Source organism: Faecalispora sporosphaeroides DSM 1294, assembly GCA_000383295.1.
Lineage (GTDB): Bacteria > Bacillota > Clostridia > Oscillospirales > Acutalibacteraceae > Faecalispora > Faecalispora sporosphaeroides.
In genome coordinates, this window is record KB911069.1 from 253923 (window position 1) to 279673 (window position 25751).

General features: G+C 55.0%; 25 protein-coding genes. 15 read left to right on the top strand and 10 right to left on the bottom strand.

Annotated elements, in window-relative coordinates; genetic code table 11:
• Window positions 1-87 precede the first annotated feature (87 nt).
• A complete protein-coding gene (locus tag G340_RS0109275) occupies window positions 88-1443 on the bottom strand; it encodes a Na+/H+ antiporter NhaC family protein (protein WP_020073375.1) in 1356 nt (451 codons plus the stop codon).
• A 343-nt stretch (window positions 1444-1786) separates the two neighbouring features.
• Between G340_RS0109275 and G340_RS0109280 the strand changes: the two genes are divergently transcribed.
• Both G340_RS0109280 and G340_RS16670 read left to right on the top strand, forming a co-directional pair.
• Window positions 1787-2665: a LysR family transcriptional regulator gene (locus G340_RS0109280; RefSeq protein ID WP_020073376.1), complete on the top strand. Its 879-nt coding sequence runs from the start codon at window positions 1787-1789 to the stop codon at window positions 2663-2665.
• A 277-nt stretch (window positions 2666-2942) separates the two neighbouring features.
• Window positions 2943-3944 (top strand): DMT family transporter, encoded by a 1002-nt coding sequence (locus tag G340_RS16670; protein WP_020073377.1) that lies wholly within the window; start codon window positions 2943-2945, stop codon window positions 3942-3944.
• A gap of 529 nt (window positions 3945-4473) precedes the next feature.
• Here G340_RS16670 and nspC read toward each other — a convergent pair.
• The 7 genes from nspC to G340_RS17915 all read right to left on the bottom strand — a co-directional run bounded on the left by nspC (window position 4474) and on the right by G340_RS17915 (window position 11440).
• Complete coding sequence (gene nspC, locus G340_RS0109290) at window positions 4474-5610, bottom strand: carboxynorspermidine decarboxylase (RefSeq protein ID WP_020073378.1); 1137 nt, start codon at window positions 5608-5610, stop codon at window positions 4474-4476.
• A 2-nt stretch (window positions 5611-5612) separates the two neighbouring features.
• The gene (locus G340_RS0109295; protein ID WP_020073379.1) at window positions 5613-6812 is read right to left on the bottom strand and encodes a saccharopine dehydrogenase family protein; all 1200 of its coding nucleotides are present in this window, start codon (window positions 6810-6812) and stop codon (window positions 5613-5615) included.
• 115 nt (window positions 6813-6927) lie between these two features.
• Window positions 6928-7815, bottom strand: a complete 888-nt coding sequence (gene speB, locus G340_RS0109300; protein ID WP_020073380.1) for an agmatinase — start codon at window positions 7813-7815, stop codon at window positions 6928-6930.
• Window positions 7796-8656: a polyamine aminopropyltransferase gene (gene speE, locus G340_RS0109305; RefSeq protein WP_020073381.1), complete on the bottom strand. Its 861-nt coding sequence runs from the start codon at window positions 8654-8656 to the stop codon at window positions 7796-7798. Before speE ends, speB begins: the two co-directional genes overlap by 20 nt.
• A 3-nt stretch (window positions 8657-8659) precedes the next feature.
• Window positions 8660-10090, bottom strand: coding sequence for an aminotransferase class I/II-fold pyridoxal phosphate-dependent enzyme (locus G340_RS0109310; protein WP_020073382.1), 1431 nt, complete (start codon window positions 10088-10090; stop codon window positions 8660-8662).
• 43 nt (window positions 10091-10133) lie between these two features.
• Window positions 10134-10922 carry an adenosylmethionine decarboxylase gene (gene speD / locus G340_RS0109315; RefSeq protein ID WP_009062947.1) on the bottom strand — a complete coding sequence of 263 codons (789 nt, stop codon included), beginning with the start codon at window positions 10920-10922 and terminating at the stop codon, window positions 10134-10136.
• 299 nt (window positions 10923-11221) lie between these two features.
• The gene (locus G340_RS17915; RefSeq protein ID WP_154653157.1) at window positions 11222-11440 is read right to left on the bottom strand and encodes a hypothetical protein; all 219 of its coding nucleotides are present in this window, start codon (window positions 11438-11440) and stop codon (window positions 11222-11224) included.
• A gap of 125 nt (window positions 11441-11565) precedes the next feature.
• Between G340_RS17915 and G340_RS18480 the strand changes: the two genes are divergently transcribed.
• The 6 genes from G340_RS18480 (at window position 11566) to G340_RS0109350 (ending at window position 17126) form a co-directional block, all read left to right on the top strand.
• Window positions 11566-11688, top strand: coding sequence for a hypothetical protein (locus G340_RS18480; RefSeq protein ID WP_326522367.1), 123 nt, complete (start codon window positions 11566-11568; stop codon window positions 11686-11688).
• A 582-nt stretch (window positions 11689-12270) separates the two neighbouring features.
• Complete coding sequence (locus G340_RS0109330) at window positions 12271-13719, top strand: 4Fe-4S dicluster domain-containing protein (protein WP_020073385.1); 1449 nt, start codon at window positions 12271-12273, stop codon at window positions 13717-13719.
• 129 nt (window positions 13720-13848) lie between these two features.
• Complete coding sequence (locus G340_RS0109335; RefSeq protein ID WP_020073386.1) at window positions 13849-14757, top strand: ABC transporter ATP-binding protein; 909 nt, start codon at window positions 13849-13851, stop codon at window positions 14755-14757.
• Window positions 14754-15557, top strand: coding sequence for an ABC transporter permease subunit (locus G340_RS0109340; protein WP_020073387.1), 804 nt, complete (start codon window positions 14754-14756; stop codon window positions 15555-15557). The genes G340_RS0109335 and G340_RS0109340 overlap by 4 nt, the downstream gene beginning before the upstream one ends.
• Before the next feature lie 363 nt (window positions 15558-15920).
• Window positions 15921-16766: a PHP domain-containing protein gene (locus G340_RS0109345; RefSeq protein ID WP_020073388.1), complete on the top strand. Its 846-nt coding sequence runs from the start codon at window positions 15921-15923 to the stop codon at window positions 16764-16766.
• A 96-nt stretch (window positions 16767-16862) separates the two neighbouring features.
• Entirely contained in the window at window positions 16863-17126 is a 264-nt protein-coding gene (locus G340_RS0109350; RefSeq protein ID WP_020073389.1) for a TIGR03905 family TSCPD domain-containing protein, read from the top strand.
• Window positions 17127-17358: 232 nt separating this feature from the next.
• Here the strand turns inward: G340_RS0109350 and G340_RS18235 are convergent, their stop codons facing one another.
• On the bottom strand, window positions 17359-17508 hold the full coding sequence (locus tag G340_RS18235) for a hypothetical protein (protein WP_020073390.1): 150 nt from the start codon (window positions 17506-17508) through the stop codon (window positions 17359-17361).
• A 347-nt stretch (window positions 17509-17855) separates the two neighbouring features.
• On the opposite strand from G340_RS18235, the gene G340_RS0109360 reads away from it, so the two are divergent.
• The 5 genes from G340_RS0109360 to G340_RS0109380 are packed head-to-tail and all read left to right on the top strand — an operon-like array spanning window position 17856 to window position 23054.
• Complete coding sequence (locus tag G340_RS0109360; RefSeq protein ID WP_020073391.1) at window positions 17856-18305, top strand: CtsR family transcriptional regulator; 450 nt, start codon at window positions 17856-17858, stop codon at window positions 18303-18305.
• Window positions 18306-18324: 19 nt separating this feature from the next.
• Window positions 18325-18852 carry a UvrB/UvrC motif-containing protein gene (locus G340_RS0109365; RefSeq protein ID WP_020073392.1) on the top strand — a complete coding sequence of 176 codons (528 nt, stop codon included), beginning with the start codon at window positions 18325-18327 and terminating at the stop codon, window positions 18850-18852.
• On the top strand, window positions 18849-19868 hold the full coding sequence (locus tag G340_RS0109370) for a protein arginine kinase (RefSeq protein WP_020073393.1): 1020 nt from the start codon (window positions 18849-18851) through the stop codon (window positions 19866-19868). Before G340_RS0109365 ends, G340_RS0109370 begins: the two co-directional genes overlap by 4 nt.
• A 16-nt stretch (window positions 19869-19884) precedes the next feature.
• On the top strand, window positions 19885-22350 hold the full coding sequence (locus G340_RS0109375) for an ATP-dependent Clp protease ATP-binding subunit (RefSeq protein WP_020073394.1): 2466 nt from the start codon (window positions 19885-19887) through the stop codon (window positions 22348-22350).
• Between the two features lie 53 nt (window positions 22351-22403).
• Window positions 22404-23054, top strand: coding sequence for a hypothetical protein (locus G340_RS0109380; protein WP_020073395.1), 651 nt, complete (start codon window positions 22404-22406; stop codon window positions 23052-23054).
• 69 nt (window positions 23055-23123) lie between these two features.
• On the opposite strand, the gene G340_RS0109385 is transcribed toward G340_RS0109380, so the two are convergent.
• Window positions 23124-24068, bottom strand: coding sequence for a S1 RNA-binding domain-containing protein (locus G340_RS0109385; RefSeq protein WP_020073396.1), 945 nt, complete (start codon window positions 24066-24068; stop codon window positions 23124-23126).
• A gap of 194 nt (window positions 24069-24262) precedes the next feature.
• On the opposite strand from G340_RS0109385, the gene G340_RS0109390 reads away from it, so the two are divergent.
• Together G340_RS0109390 and trxA are read left to right on the top strand one after the other, a co-directional pair.
• On the top strand, window positions 24263-25102 hold the full coding sequence (locus G340_RS0109390) for a peptidylprolyl isomerase (RefSeq protein WP_020073397.1): 840 nt from the start codon (window positions 24263-24265) through the stop codon (window positions 25100-25102).
• Between the two features lie 86 nt (window positions 25103-25188).
• On the top strand, window positions 25189-25518 hold the full coding sequence (trxA, locus tag G340_RS0109395; protein ID WP_020073398.1) for a thioredoxin: 330 nt from the start codon (window positions 25189-25191) through the stop codon (window positions 25516-25518).
• Window positions 25519-25751: the final 233 nt, after the last annotated feature.

Here is a 25751-nt window from a genome sequence, read left to right on the forward strand (position 1 = left end):
AGGATTTCCTATCATAACATAAAAGGGCACCGGGGATGGTTTCGGCCATTCCCGGTGTTCTTTTGCGCTTGCCTATGTACAGTGGATTTATTTGTTCTCTTCCGGATTGTGCGAGGGCTTCATGCCTTTCTCTGCCGTTGCCCGTTTGTTCTTCCCGTTCAGGAGCAGCTCCGCTCCGAAGCTGAAAACGGGGAGCAGAAACAGATAAAAAGCGAACCAGATGCTCGCGGTCGGCGCGCCGACTGTCGTTAAGGGCATACCGCCCGCAATGCTCCAGGGAATCAGCGGCGCAACCACAATCACGGTATCTTCCAGCGCAATCGCCAGCTTTTTTCGGTCCGGCAAAATGGAATCGCACATCTGAAAGGTCAGCATCGTGGCCAGCGTTTGATTGCAGCTGATCGCACTCATCACCACAGAGGTAAACAGCACCGAGCCGAACGGCGTGATTTTGGAGGCGGAGGCCTCCACGAGCCTGTGAACCTCCGTCAAAAGCTGCGTCTGCTTGAATATGCCGAAGTAGGAGGTGGAGATCAGGATGATCCCGGCCACCCTTGCCATGGAAAGAATCCCGCCGCCGTTCAGTAAAGCCGCGAGCTCGGCATTCGGCGACTCATAGCCCAGCAGCAGGCTGGGGAGCAGCTGAGCCAGAGGAATTTTCTGTACGGTAAGGCAGATTACGCCCGCGGCGAGGATGCTCAGCAGCATGGTTCGCTTTACCGGCACACGGAACAGCGACAGGAGGATGATCAGCAGCGCGGGCAGCGCCACGACAAAGGGGAGGTTAAAATGCTCGCGGAACAGGTCTAAAGACGCCACGGCGCCGGTTTGGGGAGAGGCCCCCCGCGCCATCAGGTACAACAAACACGAAAGGGCAAACGGGACGGCCGCCGTTTTCAGCATCCGCCTTATATTATCGTAGATGTTGGTATCGGTCAGCTCACTGACCAGCAGCGCGCTGGAGGACATCGGCGAGCAGCGGTCGCCGAAATAAGAGCCCGCCAGAATCGCGCCGCCCGCAAAAACCGGGTCGATTCCCAGTGAGCGTGAGATCATCATACACACAACGCCCATGGTGGCCGCCGTTCCGAACGAGGTTCCCATCAAAAAAGACATCATGCAGCACAAAAGGAATGTGTACAGCACAAAAAAGCCGGGATTCAGCATCTGAACGGCATGGTAAATCAAATATGGAATGGTTCCCGACGACCGCCACACAGAGGTCAGTATGCCGATCAATAAAAAGATAATCAGAATGTTCTTTGCACCGCGGATACCGTCCAGCATCATGACGATCATCTGACGAGGCGTATGTTTTTTCAAAAGACCGTAGACGACAAAGCAGACCAGACCAAAGGCCAGCGCGTACAGAATTTGAAATCCTCCTAGAATACAGGCAACGAGCCCCAATAAAAACAAAGACAGCGCGATTCGTTCCGCCAAAGCCAATTCCCCCACCAATCGAATTGTATTTTAGATAGTACAAACTCAGAGGGGGTTTCTTTATGAAGACTGCCCGGAGAATGAAAAACAGATCCCCGGCGCTCCAATGCTCCCTCAGCCGCCAAATGCTTCGCCTTTTACGCAGCGTGAGGTTATTATAGCGAAGTTGCCGGGAATTTCCAACCCTTTTCCATTCTTTATTTCGCACAATCAACGGGTAAAGAAAGAAATCGGGCGTATTTGCTTGATTTTCCATAAGTAAAATAGTATCATCTAATCAGATTTGCTTCCATTCTCTTATGGATAAGAGTGAATGCAATGAAAGTGAGGGAGAACAAACCGTATGACTTTGCGGCATTATAAAATTTTTTTGGCAGTCTGCGACTGTATGAATATGACGGCGGCAGCGGAAAATCTGTTTCTCTCTCAATCGGCAGTCAGCCAGGCGATCGCGGAGATGGAGAAGCATTACGGCGTGCGCCTGTTCGAGCGGATGTCCCGCAAGCTTTACCTGACCACCGCCGGAAAAAAGCTGATGCGCTACGCGAATCAGATCGTGCGGATGAACCTCGAAGCGGAAGACAATATGAAAGCTCTGCAAAAGGACGGCTCCATCCGGGTGGGCGCGAGCGTAACCATCGGAGCCTACGTGCTGCCGAAGCTGGTGTCGCGCTTTCAGCAGAACCGGCCGGGCACGGAGGTGTTCGTGGTGGAGGACAACACGGCGAATATGGAAGCGATGCTGCTGGGCGGCCAGCTGGATCTGGCGCTTGTGGAGGGGGATACGGTATCCTCCGATCTCGTGACGCTTCCTTTTCTCAGCGATGAGCTGGTGCTGATCTGCGGCGCGCGGCACCGTTTTGCCGGGCGCAAACAGATTGCCCCCGAGGAACTGGAGCGGGAAACCTTTATCGTTCGCGAAAAGGGCAGCGGAACCCGTAAGACCTTTGAGGATGAAATGGCGGCAAAATCACTCGCCTGGCGGGAGGGCTGGGTCTGCAACAACGTGGATACCATTAAGCTGGCCGTGCAGGAGGGGCTGGGGGTTTCCGTGATTTCGCGCCTTGCGGTACAAGAAGAATGTGCTGCGGGCAAGCTCTTTATGATCGACGTCGGCCACATGCGGTTCCGCAGATGGTTCAAGGCAGTTTATCATAAAGGGAAATATCTGACCGACGCCATGACGGAGATGATTGATCTTTGCCGGGACGGGAAATTTTGACCGCAGAAAAACACCTGGAAGGGATAGACATTCCGGAGCGGCTGGGTTACACTGGTTGAAGCGGATTTTTACAGGGAAAAATGGCCGCAAGACGGCCGCCTTGCGCAGACCGAGCAAACTCTCAATGCCGCTTTGCGTCTGCGCATTTGCACACGGCGCGAACAGGCGCACTGATTTGCCGGGGATACAGCGGTGCCCTGCGTTTTGGGCTGCGAAACAAAAGCATCCGGCAGAAAATATACTGAAAACATACGATAAGGGGTTGGAGAGGTTTTATATGAAAAAGGGATATTTGTACATTCTGATTACGACCATTTTTTTCAGTACCATGGAGATCATGCTGAAAATTACGGCGGGCGGGTTCCATCCGCTGCAAATTACCGTGCTGCGTTTTTCCATCGGCGCGCTGGTGCTGCTGCCGTTTGCACTCCGGCATCTAAAGAAGAAAAATTGCCGACTGAGCTCTAAGGATTTGCTGTATTTAGCCCTTACCGGCTTTTGCTGTGTCGTCATCAGCATGGTTGTATACCAGATGGCTGTTCTTTATTCGGATGCGTCGATCGTTGCGATTTTGTTCAGCTGCAACCCTGTGTTTGTCATGATACTGGCCGCGCTGGTTCTGAAAGAAAAGGTTTATAAATATTCGATCGTTTCTATCCTCGTCAGCCTTGCCGGTATGCTGGTGACGATCGATCCCTTCCATGCCAAGGGCTCCGCAACGGGAACCGTTCTTTCGGTTCTGGCGGCGATCACCTTTGCGCTGTACAGTGTGATGGGCAAAAAGCACGGCGCCCGTTATGGCAGCGTCGTCACCACCTGCTTCAGCTTCATCTTCGGCGCGGCGGAGCTGCTCGTCCTCGTTCTGCTGACGAAAACGGCATGGTTCGGCGGCTTCTTAACCGATATCGGATTGGGTGTGTTCGCCAATACGCCCATTTTCACCGGCATCACTGCTGACCTGCTGCCCAGCCTGCTGTACATCGGCGTCGGCGTTACCGGCCTTGGCTTCGCGTTTTACTTTATGGCCATGGAAGAAACCTCGGCGATCACTGCCTCGCTCGTATTTTTTATCAAACCGGCTCTCGCGCCGGTTCTGGCTTTTCTGATTCTTCAGGAGCCGCTCACTTCCACAAAGATTGCCGGTATCGCGCTGATTCTGATCGGCTCGATGATCACGTTCATTCCCGGCTGGAAGCGCCAGAAGGCCGCCGCCGTGCCGGCGGCTGTACCGAAAGAAGCCGCCCCTGCGGAAATCGCCGAACAAGTGATTCCGGAATAATCCGAATTACGCAAAACCTCTGTCACAAGCGGACAGATCCTCGATGAGAAAGCCCTGTCGCAGAATGACTTGGATTCAAACCGCTACTTGTTCGACTTCTGCACGGCAGATGAATTTCATACGATATAGACCTTCCGTCTTGGGAGTACCAAAGAAATTTCCCATAGAAGCCACTGCGGGAAACCTCATGGGAACGGCACATGGCCTCAATGCAGTTATTTACCGCGAAACCGTTCAATCACGCGATATTTTAACTTCACTTTCTTCCAGCTTCGGACAGAAAATTTTGCAGCGGTTCACTTTCATTCGGAGTTAGCGGTTGCTCTCTCCTGCTTCCTCTCGCCGGAATACCTCTTGGTTCAGTCCTTCTGTTTTTGTATCTTTCTGGATATAAAATGGCCTCCTGTCGTAGCTCTATTCTACAACAGGAGGTCTCTTTTTTTAGAGTATTGTCCATCAAATGCGGCAGGCGGTGTTTGTCATTGTCTGCTTGCTGCGGTATCGTCCCTTATGCCGGGGTTTTTGCGGCTTACGACAGCCGCCCTTTAAAATCCTCATACCCAAAGGTTTTCTGCACCCGCAGCCTGCCGCTTTGGTCAAGAATCGCGATCGAGGGCAGAGCCATGCCGTTGAATGTGTTGGTTTTCACCATCGAATAATGGGCCATGTCACCGAAAATCAGCCGGTCGCCGGGGGCAAGCGGCTGATCGAAGGAGTAATCCCCAATGATGTCGCCCGCAAGGCAGGTCGGCCCGCCCAGCCGGTAACAGTACGGCTTTTCCTCCAGCAGTCCCGCGCCCAGCAGGGGCGGGCGGTAGGGCATTTCCAGCACGTCCGGCATGTGGCACGCGGCAGAGGTATCGAGAATCGCGTTGGTGATCCCGTTTTCCACGATCTCCAGCACGGTGCAGACGAGAAAGCCCGCGTTCAGCGCGACGGCCTCGCCCGGCTCCAGATACACCTGCACGCCGTAGCGCTGCTGTGTGCGATTGATCAGGGAAATCAGCTTCTCCACATTGTAGTCCGGACGGGTAATGTGGTGCCCGCCGCCGAAATTGAGCCATTTCATCCGGGGGAGATAAGCCCCGAACTTTTCTTCCACAGCATCCAGTGTCCGCTCCAGCGCGTCGGCGTCCTGCTCGCACAGCGTGTGAAAATGCAGGCCCGAAATGCCGCCGAGCAGCTCCGACCGAAAATTCGCGGCGGTTACCCCCAGCCGCGAGCCGGGGGAGCAGGGGTCGTAGATCGCGTGATCCTGCGTGGAGCATTCCGGGTTGATGCGGATGCCGCATTCGCATCCGGCAGCCAGCGCGCGGTCTTTGTACTTTTGCCACTGAGAAAACGAGTTGAATACAATGTGGCCGCACAGGCGGGTGATCTCGTCAAATTCTTCGTCGCGGTACGCGGGGGAAAACACATGGTTTTCCTTTCCCATTTCCTCAAAGCCCAGCCGTGCTTCATACAATCCGCTGGCGGTTGCCCCGCTCAGATACTTCCCGATCAGCGGGTACAGCGAAAACATGGAAAAGGCCTTCTGTGCCAGCAGAATCCTGCAGCCGGTGCGCTCCTGCACCGAGGAAAGCAGCTCCAGATTTTGAATCAGCAGGGCCTCGTCCACCACAAAGCAGGGGGAGGGCGCCTGTAAATAAAGCTCCGTTCGTTCCATACTCAGTCAACCAGCTCGGGGGCAAAGCTCTCCTGCCACGGCAGGCCCCATTTGTTCAGCGCGTCCATAAACGGATCGGGATCGAACTCCTCAATGTTGTGCACGCCGGGCTTGTTCCACACGCCGGTCATCAGCAGAGCCGCGCCGATCATGGCCGGAACGCCTGTGGTGTACGAAATGGCCTGCGAGCCTACCTCGCGGTAGCACTCCTGATGGTCGCATACATTATAAAGGTAATAGGTTTTCTCTTTGCCGTCCTTCTTGCCCTGAAAGATGCAGCCGATATTCGTCTTGCCCTTGGTGCGCGGGCCGAGCGAGGCCGGGTCGGGCAGAACGGCCTTCAAAAACTGCAGCGGCACAATCTGCTTGCCCTCGAATTCGATCGGCACAATCGAGGTCATGCCCACGTTCTCCAGGCATTTCAGGTGGGTCAGGTAGCTCTGACCGAACGTCATGAAGAAGCGGATGCGGCGGATGCCCTTGATGTTGAGCGCGAGGGATTCCAGCTCCTCATGGTGCAGCAGGTACATATCCTTTTCGCCGATTTCGGGGAAGTTGTACACGCGCTTGATCTCCATGGGCTCGGTTTCGACCCATTTGCCGTTTTCCCAGTAGCTGCCCTTGGCACTCACTTCGCGGATGTTGATTTCGGGGTTGAAGTTGGTGGCAAAGGGATAGCCGTGGTCGCCCGCGTTTGCGTCGAGAATGTCGATGTAGTTGATCTCGTCGAACTGGTGCTTCTGCGCGTAGGCAGAGAATACGCCGGTCACGCCGGGGTCAAAGCCGCTGCCGAGCAGCGCGGTAATGCCCGCCTTCTCGAAGCGCTCCTTGTAATCCCACTGCCATTTGTATTCAAATTTTGCGGTGTCAAGCGGCTCGTAGTTCGCGGTATCCACATAATTGGTCTTGGTCGCAAGGCAAGCGTCCATAATGGTCAGATCCTGATACGGCAGGGCCAGGTTCAGTACCACATCGGGCTTGAATTGTTCGATCAGCGCAATCAGCTCGTCCACGTTGTCGGCGTTGACCTGCGCGGTGTGAATGACGGTTTTCCCGCCGGAGAGTTTTTCCTTGAGCGCGTCGCATTTGCTTTTGGTACGGCTCGCGATGCAGATTTCCTCAAAAACGTCGCTGTTTTGGCAGCATTTGTGAATGGCAACGCTCGCAACGCCGCCGCAGCCGATGATCAGTGCTTTTCCCATAATATGATACCTCCTGTGTTGTTCCCTTGCGGGGATTCACCGCTCTGGTGCAATTCCCCGCGGCCTGTATTGCTTCTCCATATACTTTAATGCCCAATCTTACGGTCGTTGACTCTTATTTGCCCTTTTCTTTTCGGTCGGGAGAGGGAACAACCGCTAAAAGCAGCTCCCGCAGGATTTTGCAGGCCACCGCGGTGGAAACGCCGCTCTGGTCGTAAACGGGGGAAAGCTCGTTTACGTCGCAGCCCACGACATGCAGCCCTTTCAGCGCCAGCACCGCGTGCAGCAGCTGCAAAAAGGTGACGCCGCCCGGCTCCGGTGTACCCGTGCCGGGGAATACCGACGGGTCGAGAACATCCAGATCGATCGTGACGTAGACCGGCTTGCTCTCAAGGGAAGAAATGGTTTTTTCCAGCCCCTCAAAATTGAATTTGTGGGTGGATACATGCTGCCGTCCCCACAAAAATTCGCTCCGGTCGCCGGAGCGAATGCCGAACTGAAAGATTTTGCCGTCCCCGACCAAGTCCCAGCAGCGGTGCAGCACCGTCGCGTGGGAGAGGGCCGCGCCCAGGTATTCCTCGCGCAGGTCGGCGTGCGCGTCAAAATGCAGAATGTGCAGGTCGGGATGCTTCTTCACCGCGGCCCGAACCGCGCCCAGCGTCACCAGATGCTCGCCGCCGATCATCACGGGAAGCTTGCCGTCCTCCAATATGCCCGCGGCAAATTCTTCGATCTGCGCAAGGGCTTTCTGCGTGTCGCCGAAGCAGAGCTCCAGATCGCCGCCGTCAAATACGGAAATATCCGTTAAATCCTTGTCCTGATAGGGGCTGTACGTTTCCAGCCCGAACGAGTCGCCCCGCATGGCGCGGCTTGCAAAGCGTGTGCCGGGGCGGAACGACGTGGTGGAATCAAACGGCGCGCCGAACAGCACGGCCCTTGCGGATTCGTATTCGCTGTCGCAGCCCAGAAAGGTTTCAATGTTTTTAGTCAATGTGTTCGACATTTTTCAGGAGCTCCTCCACATAGTTTGGCAGGGCGAACGCGCCCCTGTGCAGCTTGGTGTTATAGTATCGGGTCGGAATGCCGCGTTCCTTCCAGCGCTTGGTATCCATATCTTTCAGCGGGTGATATTCCTTCGACGCGAACCCGAACAGCCAGTGGCCGGAGGGGTACGTGGGAATATGCGCCTGATACACGCGGCTGATGGGGAAGGATTTCACAATCCGTTTGTGCGCCCGCTGCATGGCCAGCGCGTCCACCGCGTAGAACGGGCTTTCGTGCTGGTTGACCATGATGCCGTCCTCTTTGAGCGCCTTGTAGCAGTTGCCGTAAAATTCCCGGGTAAACAGGCCCTCGCCGGGGCCGAACGGGTCGGTGGAATCGACCAGAATCAGGTCGTATTCCTCGCTCTGACGGCGCACAAATTTCAGCCCGTCCTGAAAATAGAGCTTCACTCTCGGGTCGTCAAAGCCGCAGGCCGTAAACGGCAGGTGCTCACGGCAGACCGTGACTACCTGTTCGTCGATCTCAACTAAGTCGATCCGCTCGATCTCGGGGTAGCGGATCAGCTCGCGCACCGCGCCGCCGTCGCCGCCGCCGATCACCAGCACGCGCCGCACCTTGGGGTGCACCACCATGGGGACATGGACGATCATTTCATGATAAATAAACTCATCGCGCTCTGTCAGCATCATGTAGCCGTCGAGCGTTAAAAAGCGGCCGAATTCTTCGGATTCAAACACATCGATGCGCTGAAACTCGCTCTGCCCGCTGTACAGCTGCCGGTCCACCCGGATGGAAAGCTTAACGCCGGGCGCGTGTTTTTCAGTAAACCATAAATCCACCGCTTATTCCTCCTTGATTACGTTGAGCCGTTCCAGATTCAAATCCTCCGGGCCGGTCAAAAAGCAGCCCTTTTCCTTGGCGTACTCAATATATTCCAGTATCTCGCCGGTGATCAGCTCGCCCGGGGCAAGGATCGGGATTCCCGGCGGATAGCACATGACAAATTCACTGCAGATGCGCCCGGGGCTCTGCGCAAGGGGCAAAGCCTCCTTTTCGGCGTAAAAAGCCTTTTGCGGCGCAACCGCTACGATGGGGGAGATGTACTCCATGCGCAGCATGCCCGTTTTGTCGCGCTTGTAGTTGCGGCGGATCTCCGCGAGCGCGCCGACAAGCCGCTCCAGATCGCGGTGGCGGTCGCCGACGGACAGATACGCCAATATATTGCCAAGGTCACCGAATTCTACCTGAATATCGTATTCATCGCGAAGAATGTCATAAACCTCGATTCCGGCCAAACCCAGCTCCAGCGTGTTGACGGAAAGCTTTGTGGTGTCGAAGTCGTACACGGTGTCGCCGTTGATCAGCTCGCGGGAATAGGCATAGTAATCGCCGATCTGGTTGATCTCGCCGCGCGCGTACTCGGCCATTTCCACCACCCGGCGAAAAATCTCTTTGCCCTCGGTGGCAAGCTTTTTCCGGGAAATATCGAGGCTCGACAGCAGCAGATAAGAGCCGCTGGTCGTCTGGGTCAGGTTGATGATCTGCCGTACGTACCCCGCGCTCACGCCGCCGTTTACCAGCAGAAACGAGCTTTGGGTCAGCGAGCCGCCGGATTTGTGCATGCTCACCGAGGCCATGTCCGCCCCGGCCTTCATGGCGCACAGGGGCAGGTCTTCGCCAAAATACAGGTGTGTGCCGTGCGCCTCGTCCGCCAGCACCAGCATGCCGTTCCGGTGGGCCAGCTCGGTGATGGCTTTCAGGTTCGAGCAGATGCCGTAATAGGTGGGGTTGTTTACGAGAACCGCCCGCGCCTTCGGATGCTCGCGGATTGCCTGCTCCACGGCGGAAAGGCGCATCCCGAGCGAAATACCGAGCTGGTGGTCGGTTTCGGGATTGACATAGACGGGCGTCGCACCGCACAGAATCAGCGCGTTGATCACGCTGCGGTGCACGTTGCGCGGCAGGATGATCTCATCCCCGTGCTTGCAGGCAGAAAGCACCATCGCCTGCACGGCAGAGGTGGTGCCGTTCACCATAAAAAAAGCGTGCGCCGCTCCGAATGCGTCCGCGGCCAGCTCCTCCGCCTCACGGATCACGGAAACCGGGTGGCACAGATTGTCCAGCGGCTTCATGGAGTTGACGTCAAGCTGCATGCAGCGCTCGCCCAAAAACTGGGTCAGTTCGGGGTTTCCGCGCCCGTGCTTATGCCCGGGTACATCAAAAGGAACCACTCGTTCCGCCTCAAAATCCAGCAGCGCCTGCCGGATGGGCATTCGGGTTTGGTCTAGTTTGCTCAACAAAGGGCCTCCTTTCCGTTCAGTACACGTTGCTGCCGGTGAAAATTTCAATCATCTCGCGCCGCAGGCTGTCTGTGATCTTCAGCCGTGCCTGGGGCGGCAGCTCGTAAACGTCGGTATTGAACAGATAGTTCTGCAGATTGATGTCTTTGATCAGCATCTTGGTATGGAACAGATTCGATTGGTATACGTTCAGGTCGATCGCGTCGTATTTGCGCAGGGTTTTGTCATCGATAAAATCCTGAATCGACGTCATCTTATGATCCATGAACAGCTTTTTGCCGGTTACGTCGCGGGTAAAGCCGCGCACGCGGTAATCCATAGTGATGATGTCGGAGTCAAAGCTGCCGATCAGGTAGTCTAGTGTGCTCAAAGGCGTGATCTCGCCGCAGGTGGCAACGTCAATATCGACCCGGAACGTTGCGAGGAAGGTGTCCGGGTGGTATTCGGGGTAGGTGTGCACCGTCACGTGGCTTTTGTCGAGATGTGCCACCATCGTTTCGCCGGAAAGCTCCGCGCGCGTGCCGGCCCTGCGTCCCGCCAGCATCGATTCCTCCGCGATCAGGAAGGTGACACTCGCGCCCTGCGGGTCGTAATCCTGTGTTGAGATATTCAGTACATGCGCGCCGATCATTTCAGTCACGCGTTCCAGAATCCCGGTCAGCCGTTCGGAATTATATTGTTCGTCAATATAAGCGATGTAATCCCGCTGTTCCCGTTCGCTTTTGGCGTAGCAGACGTCATAGATGTTAAAGCTGAGGGATTTGGTCAGATTGTTAAAGCCATATAATTTCAGTTTGTTTTCCATACCGTCACCTGATTTCCGGCGTATTTTTTGTGGGGAGAAAATAAAAAAAGACCCAAAGTGAGCGCGGCGTGTGTCGCACTTTATCACTTGAGTCACAATTCTGTCGATTTTGTTTTATTTCGAGCGGGCCATGCGCAAAGGCGCGTCAGTCCGCTGTTATTTATTCAAAAGTACAGAGAATCAGAGTCTATATAGCAATAACTTACTTTTACTACTCTTATTGATTGTTTCACAAGCGTAATGTGCGAAAAGCACACGGTTTTAAGTAACCAACTTATAAAATTTGAGCAACGGCTCAATCAATAAGGCAACGAAAGTTGCCAACCGGCATTTTGACCCAGCTGTCCGTATGGCGTTTGATTTCTTCCGCAAGACACAAAAGAAATGGTCAAAAAAAGTTGTTGCTGTGAAAGTGAAGCCTCACCTTCACTGAAAATAGGCTTTGATCCTATCTTTTCTTCGATTTGCATTGTACTATAAACAGCTGCAAAATGCAAGAAGAATTTTATGTGATCCATATTATAATTTCATTTTTCTCACGAGATTATCACAAATGGTTTGTTTTGGCAATGATACATAAGGACAATCAATTCTCAATTATGGTACATTTGCTCCTTCCATTCGGGAAAAAAGCCGATACCCGGTGCCTGAAGCTGCCTCTTTTGCAAAAGCATCTGCCAATTCTATTGATGAATTTACCTTAGTCGGTATCGAGGAAGAGGAATATCAACCCCTTTATCAGGAGGTCAGCGAAAAATATTTTTAAATAACAAAGATTTGCTTTTTGTAAGCGCGGGGGCTGCTGCGGCATCGCACAGCCCTTTTTTATGTTACGAAAGGGTTTGCAGGCTGAAAGAAAAAGAAATTCTTTTGAGTCATTTCACACACGATGAAAAATTCATCGAAAAACCGAAAAGGATTTTTTACAAGATCATTTAAATTTCAGCAAGTTCAGCAAATCCGCAGAAGATACGACGGTGTCTTTTTATGGTGCACAGGTGTATTGCCTGAAAGACCTGGCGCAATCTTATATTTATACATTTTTCTGAATGAAAATAGTTGAAAACTGAAAGAAAGGCTACCGCATGTTTCAGAAACTTCTTGTATGGCTGACGGAAAAAAGCAAAGATTTTTGTGTGGTTTACAGAGAATATCATTTCGGCTTTTTTGTGGCTTTTTCCAAATCATTTTTATTTCTCTCTTGTTATTATACAGCTGAAATGTTATAATAATCACAAAGATAACATGAAACGGTTTCCGCAATCCTTTCTGAAAGCTGCGGAGCGTTTCTTATGCTTTTAATTGTACGCAATCAAAATACAATGATAAAAGTAGGGTGGATTTTAGCATGAAGTATGACAATGACGCAAAGCAGCTCAAGTATAGAGTGCTGTCTTCGGTGGCGCGCCTGAGCTATGACAATCAGCTGTCAGAGCATCTGGGGGATATTCCCTATGAAATCATCCCCGGCCCGCAGCCCGCGTTTCGCTGCTGCATTTACCGTGAGCGCGAAATCATCCGCGAGCGCGTTTCGGCGGCCTGCGGGGAAGATCTTCCCCGTCAGGGAGACAAGGCCGTAATGGGCGTGCTTCCGGCCGCGTGCGAGGGGTGTCCGATCAACCGTTTTAATGTAACGGATAACTGTCAGAAATGTCTGGCGAAGAAATGCGTGGCGGCCTGTCCCTTTGGGGCGGTCAGCGTGACCGGGCGCGGCGCGTATATCGACCCGGCCAAATGCAAGGAGTGCGGCCGCTGTGCCGCCGCCTGTCCGTACAACGCAATTTCAGACACCATGCGCCCGTGCCTGCGCTCCTGCCCGGTCAACGCCATCACCATGGATGAGAACCGTCTGGCTGCGATCGATTACAGCCGCTGCATCAGCTGCGGCGCGTGCATGGCCGGCTGCCCGTTCGGTGCGATTACAGACCGCTCCAGTCTGGTCAGCGTAATTCAGGAGATTCAGTCCGGCAAAAGAGTATACGCGGTATTTGCCCCAGCAATAGAAGGGCATTTTGGAACCGCGAATGTCGGTCAGCTGAAAGAGGGCCTGCGCCGGCTTGGCTTTGCCGATGCGGTAGAGGTTTCTCTGGGCGCGGATGCCACAGCCTATCATGAAGCGCAGGAGTTGAAAGAGGTGGTTGAGGAAGGCAAGAAGATGACCACTTCCTGCTGCCCGGCGTTTGTGGATATGATCGAAAAGCATTTTCCCAAGCTTGAGCCCAACATTTCTCATACGGCGTCTCCCATGACAATGACCGTGCGGTACTTAAAAGAGAAAGAGCCGGACATAAAGGTTGTCTTTTTTGGCCCCTGTGTGGCGAAGAAGCTCGAAATTCAGAAAGCGAAAGATACCGCTGATTTCGTTATGACATTTGAAGAGCTGGCCGCTATGTTCAGCGCCAAAGAGATCGAAGTGGAAACGATCGAAGTGGAGAACGCGCAGGACGGCAGCCTCAAGGGCAAGAATTTTGCCGTCAGCGGCGGTGTTACCGCTGCGGTAGAAGCCGCTTTGGCTGAGGATGGCTTTGATAAAGCAGTTTCCTGCGTCAAGTGCAGCGGCGCCAAGGAGTGCAAAAAGCAGTTGATGGTAATGAACGCCGGCCGCATGCAGGAGGATCTGATCGAAGGCATGGCCTGCGAGGGCGGCTGCGTCGCCGGGCCCGGCGGAATAGAGCCGGTGCAGAAGCTGATGAAGAACCGCCAGAAGCTGCTGGCTGCCGCCGACAAACGCGGTATTAAAGAAAATTTGGAGCAAATTCACGATTTGACGCACATTCCCATGGAGCAGAGAGCATAATAGCTTCATGCACTTTCAAACAGCCTGATTGCCGGCACAACGGTTTCCTCCCCCGCCTGCGGCGGGGAAGGAAACCGACAGCTTTATCTCAGGCATCAGCGATCAATCGAAAAGGAGGCGGATATCCCGATGAATGCCATCGCTGCGCAGAGTCTGGGAAAATCGTACGATGGGAAGACCGCCGCACTCTCGGATCTGACGCTTCGGGTGCCGCAGGGGGGCGTGTGCGGCTTTCTCGGCCCCAACGGCGCGGGCAAAACGACGACCGTCAAGCTTTTGACCGGGCTTCTGCGCCCCACCTCCGGCGAATGCTCCGTGATGGGCCTTTCGCCGCAGAGCGAGCCGGAGCGGGTTCATGCCCTGTGCGGGGTCATGACGGAAACCGCCCATCTATACGGCAGCATGACCGGCCAGCAGAATCTGGAGTTCTTCGGCCAGACGGCCGGGCTCGTCCGGGCTCAGGCCAAGGAGCGGGCCGAGCTGCTGCTGCGTGAGCTTGAGCTCTGGGAGGCCCGGGATCAGAGGGCGGGCCAATATTCCACCGGGATGATGCAGCGCCTGTCTTTGGCCCGTGCGCTCATGCACGAGCCGCAGGTTCTGTTTTTGGACGAGCCCACCAGCGGCCTTGACCCCGAATCGGCCCAGGCGGTGAACGAAATGATCTCCGCTCTGGCGAAAAAGAGCGGCGTCACCGTCTTTTTGTGTACGCACCAGCTGCGCTACGCGCAGGATTTGTGTACCACCTACGGGATTCTGTACCGCGGCCGGATGGTTTTGCAGGGGGATTTTGCCGCCCTGTGCGAAGGGGCCGGGTGCCGCATCAAAGCGGGCATCCGAACAGAGCCGGAGCAGACCCTGCACGGCTTTGTCAAAAACGGGGAGTACTGGGAGGCGGAGATCGCGTCCGAGGCCGAAATGCCTGCGATCCTGCGCGATCTGATCGCGCAGGACATTCCCGTGTATGAGGCGCGGTTGATTCGGCCCACGCTTGAGGACGTTTATTTTTCCTGCCTGCAGGGTCAGGAGGTGGCGGAATGAAGCTGCTGACCGAGCCGGAGCTCGCTGTTTTCAGGAAGGATTTTAATGAGGTCTGGCATATTCGCAGTGTGCGCGGCACGCTGATCGGCGTGCCGGCCTGCATGGTGGTGCTGCTGCCGGCGCTGTACCTGTTTCTGGTGCTGTACGCTCCGTCCGACCAGCTCAACGGGGTCGACAACATGATGAAGCTGATGCCACCGGAGCTTTTGGACGATTTTGATCTCAAGCAGTCCATGTTCTATTTGATGGTGAATCTGGTTTGTCCCATGTTCTTCCTGATGATCCCGCTGATGTCCTCCACCACGTCGGCCGCGGCCAGCTTTGTGGGGGAGAAGGAGCGGGGAACAATGGAAACGCTGCTGCTGACTCCGCTTTCAGCCCGCAGCCTGTTCAAGGCGAAGGTGGCGGCGTGCGCGGCGCTGTCGTTTTTAATTTCGGCCATTTCCTTTATCACGTTTTCCGTTGTGGTCGGGGCCGGCAACCTGATTCTGAACATGCCGTTCTTCCTCAACTGGAACTGGCTGGCGCTGGTGCTCGTGCTTTCGCCCGCCGCAACGGTGTTCGGCGTTATCTTCATGGTGCTGCTTTCAGGCCGGTCGAAAAGCTACCTGGAATCGATGCAGCTTTCGGGGTATATCGTGCTGCCGCTGGTGCTGGTGCTGATCGGCCAGTTTACGGGGCTGATTTACGTGGATGCGTTCTGGACGCTGCTGGCCGGCCTTGTGCTGATTCTGGCAGATGCGCTCCTGCTGTTTTTGTCCGCGAGAAAGTTCAATTCGGAGCTGCTTCTGAAAAAATAGAGCACAGAGCTTTGTTTGCATGGTCGGTTTACTAAGAACGGCGGTTCCTCTTTTCGCCAAAGGCAGGGGGGCACCCAACGGCTTTTTGAAGTAATATGACTGTATGATTGCGCAGGGACAAGCCGGGCTTGCAAAAAGCCCTGGCTTGTTCCCTTTTTCCTGCGTCCTCCTCTGCCTGTAACGGATTGAAAGGCAATATAACCTTAGAATCACTGCGGTTTCTTCCCCGCTTTCAGCGGGGGCGAAACCGCAGTTTTCGGGGCGGATTGGATTTGATCCATAGAGGATGCGGAAGTAACGGCTTACCTTTTATTTTTGAATTTGTGATATTAAAATATAGGAGATTGATGGGGGGATTACGATATGGCAGCGGATTTGCATTGTCATACAAGAATGTCGGACGGAGCGGTTTCTATCGATGAGCTGGTGATGCTGGCAAAAATGAAGGGGATCGGCACGATTGCGGTAACCGATCACGATACCTTTGCGGGAGCGACCCGCGCGAAGATTTTTGGGGATCGCCATGGGGTCGAGGTCATCCCCGGAATCGAAATCTCCGCCTATGATAACGCGCGGGGCAGAAAGGTACATATTCTGGGGTATGACTGTGAAAGCCCCGACCGGCTGGAGGGCCTCTGCAAGCGCATCGGCGAATCGCGCAAGCGGGCCGCCAATATCATGATGCAGAAGGTGATGCGGCTGTATCCGGTTCCGGCAGAAATGGTGCTGCGCCGCGCGCAGGGCTGCACCAATATTTATAAGCAGCACATTATGCACGCGCTGATTGACGCGGGGTATACCACCGAAATGTTCGGTTCGGTGTTTCATAAGCTGTTCAGCCCGCGCGGCGGTCTTGCCTACTGCGCGATCGAATATCCCGATGTGCACGACGTCATCCGGCAGATTCACGGGGCGGGCGGCGTCGCGGTAATGGCGCATCCCGGGCAGTACGACGGCCACGACCTGATGCTGGAGCTGGCCGAGCGGGGGGAGATCGACGGCATTGAGGTATGGCACCCTCTGCACAGGGAGGAGGATGTCCCCCAGTACATCGCGCTGGCGCGCCTGCGGGGCCTGCTCATGACCGGCGGCTCCGATTTTCACGGAATGTACACCTCGCATTCCTGCTCGCTGGCGGCCTTTACCGCCCCCGACGAGCAGCTCGAGGCGCTCAAAAAGAAAAGCCGCAGGATCAAATCCGGCGGCTGATGGATAGCTGACCTGAAAAAATGACGGTTTTTCCCCGAAAAAACGGAGAAAAAATCATTGGCTTCATATTGAAAAAGTGGGAAAGGAGGCAGGGCAATGCAGTATGAATTTCGTCCCAGCGGGGTATGTTCTTCAAAAATCGTTCTCGATGTGGAAGGCGATATCGTGCGGAAGGTACAGTTCGTCGGCGGCTGCAGCGGCAACAGTCAGGGAATCGGCGCTCTGGTGCAGGGCATGAAGGTCGACGATGTGATCGGGCGGCTGCGGGGAATCCGCTGCGGGCGCAGAAACACGTCGTGTCCCGACCAGCTCGCGCAGGCGCTGCTGCTGTACCAATCCAAAAACGAAACAAAAGAGTAGATTTTGTTTGTCAAACAGGAATCGGCGGCTTTTCGCAGGAAACGGCGCCTGCGGGAAAGCCCCGCCGTATGCCGGGCGGCTTTCATGAGGCCGGGCGCAGTTTCAACCGAAACAGGCGCATTTTCCTGCCGCGACAAGCAAAGCCGAAAGCTTGCTTGCGAAAAGGGAGCTGTGGGGTTTCCACAGCTCCCTTTTCGTGTGCGGGTTAGACGGTAGTTTGCCGATTGTAGAATTAGCAGCCGCAGCCGCCGCAATTGTTGTTGCAGCCACAATCGCCGCATCCGCCGCATCCGCTATTGCCCCAGCCGCCGCAGCAAAACAGAATGAGGATTAAAATGATGATCCACCAGCAGCCACCAAAGCCAGAATTATTGTTACACATTATTGTATTCCTCCTTTCGGTTTACACTATAGTATATTGCATGCGGAGAAATGGTGTTACAATAATTTTGCTGCGTCATTTCCGGCGGGAAATTCTCCGCAAATACTTTTTTTCGGCGCTTGAAATCCGCCCAAATGAATACAATAGGAGAGGGCGGGGCAGCAAAAACGCGAGAAACAATTTATAATCTTTAGAAAATAATATGCTGAGCGAGTTAAATTGCTACTGTTTGGCAAAATAAGTGAAAATTGACTTTAACTGACTTTGACTGCCGGGTGTCTGTTCTTTATAATAAGATTTATAAAGTCAAAGAAAGTCAAAATCAAACTTCGACTGGAAGGGTGATTATGAAAATCAGTGATCATGTTGCCAATTATATATTGGCACTGTTGGAAGAAGAAAACGGAAGAGCAGAGATTCAAAGGAACGAGCTGGCCGAATCGCTGGGGTGCGTTCCCAGCCAGATCAGCTATGTGATCACCTCCCGCTTTACGCCCGAGCAGGGCTACCTGGTAGAAAGCCGGCGGGGCGGCGGCGGGTATATCCGCATCACACAGATCCGGATGGACGCAAGCAGCGCGATCATGCACACGGTCAACTGTGTTGGGGATTCGCTCGACAGCGCTACGGCGCGCATTATGCTCTCAAATCTGCTTCAGCGCGAGATCATTTCGGAAAAGGCGGCAAACATTATGGCGGCGGCTCTGAACGACCGGTGCTACCAGAATGTGCCGAAAGAAAACCGGGATGTGCTTCGCGCGGCGATTTTCAAGCATATGCTGATGACACAGATTTGAGCCTTCAGGAGGGATTGTAATGAAATGTCAAATGTGCGGAAAAAACCCGGCGACCACATATGTGAAGATCATTGTGAACGGCGAATTAACCGAGTACGCTCTGTGCGGCGAATGCGCGCAGAAGGCGGGGTACAGCAATTTTTTGTACCCCTTTGCGCTGGATTTCAACAGCCTGCTTGGCAGTTTCTTCGGGAACCCCGTTCCCGAAATGACGGATACCGTCCGCTGCCCGGGGTGCGGTTCTTCCTTTGGGGAGATCGCCCAGAGCGGCAAGGTCGGCTGTGCCGAGTGCTACAATACCTTCCGCGACCGCATGATGCCGTCGATTCAGAGAATACACGGCAACACCAAGCACTATGGCAAGCGCCCGAGCAGCCGGGCCCTGCGGGTAAATCCCGAAGCAAAGCTGAGCGTGGCCCCGCAGGAGGATACGGAGCTAGCCCGCAAAAGAAGAGAGCTGCGCGAGGCGATTGAGAGCCAGAATTTTGAGCGCGCGGCAGTGCTGCGCGACGAGATCAAAGCGCTGGAAGGGGGCGGAAAGGCATGATGAAATGGTATGAGAAAAGCGGGCAGGAGGCAGACGTGGTCATCAGCACCCGCGTGCGGCTGGCCCGAAACCTGAGCGATTACCCGTTCCCGGTAAAGATGACCGCCGAGCAGCGGGAAAAGGTGGAGCACGCGGTGCGCGACGCCGTAATGCGCGGCAACAGCTCCATTTCCAACAATTTTCGGTTCATCAGTCTCGATGACATCAGCCAGAACGAAGCGGTGTCTCTGGTGGAACGCCACTTGGTCAGCCCGGAGTTCATTTCGGCGCCGAATGGCCGCGGCCTTCTGCTGACGCAGGATGAAACCATCTCGATCATGATCAACGAGGAGGATCACCTGCGGATTCAGGTGATGTGCGAGGGCCTTGACCTGGAGGGAGCCTACGAAACGGTGGACCGTGTGGACGCTCTGCTGAACGAAAGCCTGCATTTCGCGTTCGACGAGGATTTTGGGTACCTGACCCAGTGCCCCACCAATTTGGGCACCGGCATGCGCGCGTCCCTGATGCTGCATCTGCCGGCGCTTCAGGAAAGCGGCGCCATGCGCCGGGTGGCGTCCAGCCTGTCGAAGCTGGGGCTTGTGATCCGCGGCATTTACGGCGAGGGCAGCGAGCCGGTGGGGGCGATTTACCAGCTGTCCAATCAGGTAACGCTGGGCCTGAGCGAGCAGGCTGCCATCGCGAACCTGAAAAGCATCGCGGGCCAGCTGATTGCGCAGGAGCGCGCGGCCCGGGCCGAGCTGGTGAAAACGGTGGAAACGCAGGATCAGATCTTCCGCTCCATCGGCATTCTGAGAAGCGCCCGTGTTCTCAGCAGCGACGAATTTATGCGGCTGATCTCCTACGTGAGAATGGGGATTGCCACCGAGCTGCTCACCGGAATTTCGTACGATACCATCAACAGCCTCATCGTGCAGGTACAGCCCGCCACCATGATGCTGACAAAGAAAATGACCACAGCCGAGCGGGACGCGCTTCGCGCAAGCATCGTATCACGGCGGCTGAATGTAACATGAAGAGGGGGGACGATCTATGTATCGTTTTAACGGATTTACAGAAAAAGCAAACACCGCGCTGAACCTTTCCATTGAATCGGCGGAAAATCTGGGCCATACCTATATCGGCAGCGAGCACATTGTTCTGGGCCTTTTAAAGGAGGGTACGGGCGTGGCCGCCACAGTGCTGAATAAGCTGCAGGTAACGGCCGCGCAGCTGGAACAGCTGCTGTCCGAAAAGATCGGAACCGGCACGAAAACCAGCCTTTCCGCGGATGATTTTACGCCCCGCAGCAAGCGGATTCTTCAGATCGCCGTTATGGAGGCCGCGCGGCTTGGCCATAATTATGTGGGAACCGAGCATCTGCTCATCGCGATTTTGTCGGAGGGTGACAGCTACGGCGTGCGTTTTCTCCAGTCGCTCGGCGCGAAGTCCGGCGATATTCTGAACGAGATCAGCTCCGCCCTGAACAGCGGGGAGGATTCCGCTCCCGCTCCCGGCATGCCGCCGGCTTCGTCCGGCAAGAGCGGCAAGAGCGCTACCAAAACGCTCGATCAGTTCGGGCGCGATCTCACCGCGTTGGCCGCCAAGGGCGGCATTGATCCCGTCATCGGCCGCCAGACGGAAATTGATCGCGTGATTCAGATTCTGTCCCGCCGCACCAAAAACAATCCCTGCCTGATCGGCGAGCCCGGCGTCGGCAAAACAGCCGTCGCGGAGGGCCTTGCCCTGAAGATTGCGGAGGGTCAGGTGCCGGAGCTTTTGAAAAACAAGCGCGTGATCACGCTGGATCTCACCGGCATGGTCGCCGGCACCAAGTACCGCGGCGATTTTGAAGAGAGAATCAAGGCCGCAATGGACGAGGTGCGCAGCGCCGGGAACATTATTCTGTTCATCGATGAGCTGCACACCATCATCGGTGCCGGCTCCGCGGAGGGCTCCACAGACGCCGCTAACATTTTAAAGCCCGCGCTGGCCCGCGGTGATTTTCAGGTGATTGGCGCGACCACCATCAACGAATACCGCAAATATATTGAAAAGGATGCCGCCCTTGAGCGCCGGTTCCAGCCCGTTATGGTCGGCGAGCCGAGCGAGGAGGAAGCGGTCGAGATTCTGAAGGGTCTGCGCGACCGGTACGAGGCGCATCATAAGGTAAAGATCACCGACGAGGCGATCGCCGCCGCCGTGAAGCTCTCTTCCCGCTATATCGCGGATCGCTTTTTGCCGGATAAGGCCATCGACCTGATGGACGAAGCCTCCTCGCGCGTGCGCCTGCGCGCCTTTACCGCTCCCACCGATTTGCAGGAGCTGGAGAAGCGCATTAAGGAGCTGGAGCAGGAGAAGGCCGCCGCGATCAACGCGCAGGAATTCGAGCGGGCCGCGAAGGTGCGCGACGAAGAGAAGAAGGCCAAGGAGGAGCTCAAGAGGCAAAAAAACCAGTGGACCGAAAAGCGCTCGCATGAGGGCGGAGAGGTCACTCCCGAGGACATCGCCAATGTGGTGTCTGTGTGGACGGGAATCCCCGTGGTGCAGCTCACCGAAGAGGAAAGCGAGCGCCTGCTGCATCTGGAAGAAACCCTGCACAAGCGTCTGGTCGGGCAGGAAGAGGCCGTGAGCGCTGTATCCAGAGCCATTCGCCGCGGCCGTGTCGGCCTGAAGGACCCGAAACGCCCTGTGGGCTCGTTCATCTTCCTCGGGCCGACCGGCGTCGGGAAAACCGAGCTGACCAAGGCTTTGGCCGAAGCGATGTTCGGCGATGAAAACGCAATGATTCGCCTGGACATGTCGGAATATATGGAGAAGCATACCGTATCCCGTCTGGTTGGCTCGCCTCCCGGATATGTGGGCTACGATGAGGGCGGCCAGCTGACCGAGGCCGTTCGCCGCAAGCCGTATTCTGTTGTGCTGTTCGACGAGATCGAAAAGGCGCATCCGGATGTGTTCAACATTCTGCTGCAGATTCTGGAGGATGGCCGCCTGACCGACGCGCAGGGCCGGAAGGTGGATTTCAAGAACACCGTGATCATCATGACCTCGAACGTCGGCGCGCGCCTGATCACCGAGAAAAAGGGCAGCCTGGGCTTTGCGACGGAGGATAACCAGAAGCTGGACAGCGAAAAGGTCAAGGAGCTGGTGCTCGGCGAGCTGAAAAGCACGTTCCGTCCCGAATTCCTGAACCGTGTGGACGACATTATTGTGTTCCATAAGCTTACGGATGGGGATATCCGCGAAATCGCGGGGCGCATGCTCAAGACCTTGCAGAAGCGCCTGGGTGAAATCGGCGTCTCCGCAGAGTTTGCCGAAACCGCCGTGGCCGAAATTGCCAAAGAGGGCTTCGACCCGGTCTACGGGGCTCGTCCGCTGCGCCGCGCGATTCAGACAAAGCTTGAAGACCGCCTTTCGGAACTGATGCTCGAGGGAAAAGTGCACGCGGGGAACCATGTTGTATGTAATTTCGAGAACGGTGAATTTATTTTTGTAGAATCGCCTATTGAGAAATAACTGGACTGCGGATATAATAGAGGCATTCATAGAAGTGAAAGTGGGTGTTGTCCATGGAATCCGCAGTCAACAGCCGCACGGATTTAGCGGCAGCTTTATTCCGGCTAATCGGGGCCTCGATCCCTGTCAACTATGCAGAAGAGGAAGAAGCGCAGCGCTTGTATGCAGAGCTCAAAAATGACCATGAACGTTTGAGCAAGGTGATTTCTCTTTGCGGCACTCCCAAAACACCGCAGGCGCTTTATATTGCCGCCACCGCATCCAGCTGGCTGGGCGGAAACGACGAGCTTACGGCCAAATACGCCCAGCAGTACCTCGAAACTCCGGGATGGGATCGCCTCACCGGCGGCACGATAGTCCAGGACGGCATCACCATCAGCCGGTGGGCCAAAAGCCGTGCGGAGATGTACATGATTCTGGCGCAGGCACAGGAAAATCTGGGGAAGCATGAGGCCGCTCTCACCAATTTTGCGGAAGCCTACCGGCTGGAGCCTTACGACGCGATGTACGCCGTAAAGATGGCGGGTGTCATCGAGACCGCGAGAAGCCGCAAGGAGGCATTGCAGTTTTTAAAGCAGCAGACGCTGACCGTGCATTACCGCCCTCTTCACTATAAGGATGAGAATGGCAATCACGGCAGCAATCAGACCTTCCGCCAGATTATCGATTCCCATATCCTGCGGCTCGAGTCGCTGGAAAAATGAACAAAAGCCCGCAAAGCAGCGATTATACTGCCTTGCGGGTTTTTTCCTATCGGGATTGAAAAGCTGCCATTAAATGGCGGAATCGCTTTTAAATTCCGTTATAATCTGCTTATCGCTGCATTCCGGCGAATAGACAAAGCGATCCATGTGATCGCCCTTAAAAAAGTATTTTGGCGGAATCGGGCGGTAAGAATAATCGAAGGTATCGATAATGACAAGTTTGATTTTCATGCGGGAGGGCAAAATGCTTTTAATGTAAACGCTGGCCTGCTGCCCCGGCAGCACGCCCTCCTTGATTTCGGCCAGCCCGGCCAGATTCGGCGCCAGCTCGACGAAGATTCCGTAGGGCTCGGTGGAGCGGATGATCCCCGCCACGGTTTCGCCGGTGTGGAACAGGGCGACGTTTTCCTCCCAGGTGCCGAGCAGCTCCTTTTGGGTAAGGGTGATGCGGTCCCCCTCAATTGATTTGATGACGGTGCGGACATCCATCCCCACGGTAAACCGCTCTCTGGGGTGGTCGATGCGCGAAACGGAAATCGCGTCGATCGGCAGCAGCGAGATGATCCCGCAGCCGATGTCCGCAAAAGCGCCGAACGTTTCCAGGTGTGTCACCCTGGCGTCCGTCACGTCTCCGGGGCGCAGCTTCTCTATGTATTCTCTCCGGCACTTTTCCTGCGCCGCCGTGCGCGAGAGCACGGCAATCGGATTTCCCGCATCATCCTTTTGAAATCCGGTTATGATAAAGCAGACGGGTCGGTTTACACGGGAGATGATAGCAATGTCCCGTGTGGTGCCCTCCCGAATGCCCAGAGCGCCCTCTTCGCGGGGGATCCATCCTTTCATGCAGCCCAAATCCACCAGCAGATTGTGGGAGCTGTCACAAACCAACGCCCGGCCCTCCAGTATTTTTTCATCCCGGCATGCGTCCATCAGAGCGGTCATGCTTGCCATGGCAGCCCTGTTCTCCGGCGTATCAATCTTCCAGCCCTCGGGCTTATAAGTATTCAGGCCCATTCTTTTACCTCCTTTTTCCGGTCAAAACATCTATATGCAAAAAATTGCGCGCCTAATACAGAAATCAAAATGTTCCGCCAATTCGCACCCCCGGCGCGTATTCCATGGGATCAATTTCTGCCGGGAGAGCTTGCATATTTTCATGAAATAGACTAAAATATTACCAAATTGATCGAGAAAAGGATGGTGGTTTGATGCGGAAAAGAATCCGCGCGGCTCTGGTTGGGTTTTCTTTGCTGCTGCTTACGGCCTGCAACGCAGGGCAGGGTGCATCTTCGGCAAATTCTGCGATCCCATCGAAGGGGTCCGATTCCGTGGAAAGCAGTAGTTCAATCACGAAAAATGATAAAACGCTGGGTTACCAGCTGGACAAACCCGCGGCCGGCGAGGAAATCGCTGTGATGGAAACCAGCATGGGTGAGATGAAGCTTCGTTTCTTCCCGCAGGCTGCGCCAAAGGCTGTAGACAACTTTAAGCAGCTGGCGCAGAAGGGGTATTATAACGGAATTACCTTTCACCGGGTGATCAATCATTTTATGATTCAGGGCGGTGACCCCACCGCAACCGGCACCGGCGGCGAAAGCGTGTACGGCAAGGCGTTTGAGGATGAATTCAGCGAGTCACTCGTGAATCTGCGCGGCGCGGTATCGATGGCGAACTCCGGCCCGAACACCAACGGCAGCCAGTTCTTTATCAATCAGGCACCGTCCTCTTCGTTTTCCGGCTGGGACTATTACCAGCAGGGCTACGACGTGTACAAGCAGAGCCCCGACGCGTTTACCACGCAGTACGGCAGCTGGGTAGACATGAGCAAGGTTTCGGATACCTACAAAAAGCTGTATGAGGAGAACGGCGGCAACCCGACGCTCGACGGCGCCTACAGCACCACAAAGAAAGGCCACACCGTGTTCGCTCAGGTGTTTGAGGGCATGGATGTGGTGGATAAGATTGCGGCGGTAAAGGTTGACGACAATAGCAAGCCTGCTGCCGACGTGACGATTACAAAAATCACGCTGGAAAAATACAAGGGTTAATTTTCAAAGTGCGTGCGCGGGCCCAGGGCAGACTGCCTTGGCGTTTGCCGACACGCGCTCGGGAACACAGAAAAGGAGATAATGCAATGGAACTGATTCATGCAACTGAAGAAAATTTTGATCAGCTGATCACAGAAAATCCGCTGGTGCTCGTCGATTTCTGGGCCAGCTGGTGCGGTCCCTGCCGCATGGTGGCCCCGATTGTGGAGGAGCTTGCAAAAACCTTTGAGGGCAGCCTGACCGTTCTCAAGGTAGACGTTGACGATAACCAGGAGCTGGCCCGCCGCTACGGCATCATGAGCATCCCCACTATCATTCTGCTCAAAAACGGCGAGAAGCAGTGGACGGAGGTTGGGGTAAAGCCGCAGAAGCATTTCGAGGAGCAGATCCGGCAGGCGATTTCATCCGAAGCATAATAATTTTGCGTTGGAAAGCGGCGGATGCCGTTTCAAAAAATCGAGGCCGTTCGCCGGCATCGGTTTTGTGACTTTGAAAAGAGGTATTTTCGCGCGCGATTTGCACTGCTTTCTCAGATTGGAATGCGCAAAATCCGTTTTGCGGGCTCGGCAAATGAATTGATCCGGGAAAAAAGTGTTGTTTTTTCTCTTATCTTTGGAACTCCTTACGAATCCGACAAAATATCGCCTGT

Bases quoted from the DNA above. Each gene is read 5' to 3' on its own strand.
- G340_RS16670 (WP_020073377.1), top strand. From the start codon at position 2,943: ATGAAAAAGGGATATTTGTACATTCTGATTACGACCATTTTTTTCAGT.
- G340_RS0109295 (WP_020073379.1), bottom strand. From the start codon at position 6,812: ATGGGAAAAGCACTGATCATCGGCTGCGGCGGCGTTGCGAGCGTTGCC.
- G340_RS0109340 (WP_020073387.1), top strand. From the start codon at position 14,754: ATGAAGCTGCTGACCGAGCCGGAGCTCGCTGTTTTCAGGAAGGATTTT.
- G340_RS0109335 (WP_020073386.1), top strand. From the start codon at position 13,849: ATGAATGCCATCGCTGCGCAGAGTCTGGGAAAATCGTACGATGGGAAG.
- G340_RS0109370 (WP_020073393.1), top strand. From the start codon at position 18,849: ATGATGAAATGGTATGAGAAAAGCGGGCAGGAGGCAGACGTGGTCATC.
- G340_RS17915 (WP_154653157.1), bottom strand. From the start codon at position 11,440: ATGGATCACATAAAATTCTTCTTGCATTTTGCAGCTGTTTATAGTACA.
- G340_RS0109350 (WP_020073389.1), top strand. From the start codon at position 16,863: ATGCAGTATGAATTTCGTCCCAGCGGGGTATGTTCTTCAAAAATCGTT.
- G340_RS0109360 (WP_020073391.1), top strand. From the start codon at position 17,856: ATGAAAATCAGTGATCATGTTGCCAATTATATATTGGCACTGTTGGAA.
- G340_RS0109380 (WP_020073395.1), top strand. From the start codon at position 22,404: ATGGAATCCGCAGTCAACAGCCGCACGGATTTAGCGGCAGCTTTATTC.
- G340_RS0109330 (WP_020073385.1), top strand. From the start codon at position 12,271: ATGAAGTATGACAATGACGCAAAGCAGCTCAAGTATAGAGTGCTGTCT.
- nspC (WP_020073378.1), bottom strand. From the start codon at position 5,610: ATGGAACGAACGGAGCTTTATTTACAGGCGCCCTCCCCCTGCTTTGTG.
- G340_RS0109280 (WP_020073376.1), top strand. From the start codon at position 1,787: ATGACTTTGCGGCATTATAAAATTTTTTTGGCAGTCTGCGACTGTATG.
- trxA (WP_020073398.1), top strand. From the start codon at position 25,189: ATGGAACTGATTCATGCAACTGAAGAAAATTTTGATCAGCTGATCACA.
- G340_RS18235 (WP_020073390.1), bottom strand. From the start codon at position 17,508: ATGTGTAACAATAATTCTGGCTTTGGTGGCTGCTGGTGGATCATCATT.
- G340_RS0109390 (WP_020073397.1), top strand. From the start codon at position 24,263: ATGCGGAAAAGAATCCGCGCGGCTCTGGTTGGGTTTTCTTTGCTGCTG.
- speB (WP_020073380.1), bottom strand. From the start codon at position 7,815: ATGTCGAACACATTGACTAAAAACATTGAAACCTTTCTGGGCTGCGAC.
- G340_RS0109375 (WP_020073394.1), top strand. From the start codon at position 19,885: ATGTATCGTTTTAACGGATTTACAGAAAAAGCAAACACCGCGCTGAAC.
- speD (WP_009062947.1), bottom strand. From the start codon at position 10,922: ATGGAAAACAAACTGAAATTATATGGCTTTAACAATCTGACCAAATCC.
- G340_RS0109345 (WP_020073388.1), top strand. From the start codon at position 15,921: ATGGCAGCGGATTTGCATTGTCATACAAGAATGTCGGACGGAGCGGTT.
- G340_RS0109365 (WP_020073392.1), top strand. From the start codon at position 18,325: ATGAAATGTCAAATGTGCGGAAAAAACCCGGCGACCACATATGTGAAG.
- G340_RS0109385 (WP_020073396.1), bottom strand. From the start codon at position 24,068: ATGGGCCTGAATACTTATAAGCCCGAGGGCTGGAAGATTGATACGCCG.
- G340_RS0109310 (WP_020073382.1), bottom strand. From the start codon at position 10,090: ATGCCCATCCGGCAGGCGCTGCTGGATTTTGAGGCGGAACGAGTGGTT.